General features: G+C 67.1%; 1 pseudogene. It reads left to right on the top strand.

Features of this window, described 5'->3' with window-relative positions:
* Positions 1-234: pseudogene (locus AC0L3S_RS39775) on the top strand (dienelactone hydrolase family protein); the annotation flags it as partial.

Here is a 234-nt window from a genome sequence, read left to right as displayed (position 1 = left end):
GTTGACCCGGCTTGCCGGATCAGGTGCGGCGGCGGCAGCGATCGCGCCGCTTCTGGCGGCCAATTCGGCGCAAGCAGCAATCGTCGCCGACAACGATCCGCGCGTGAAGGGCGAGGACATCAGCTACCCCGGCGGCAGCGGCGAGATGAAGGGCTATCTGGTCAAGCCGGCGAACCAGGCGGGCAAGCTCGGTACCGTCATCGTCGTGCATGAGAACAGGGGGCTCAACCCGCA

The sequence above is a fragment of the Bradyrhizobium sp. Ken01 genome, assembly GCF_055807355.1.
This window is presented reverse-complemented; position numbering and strand designations above follow the sequence as displayed.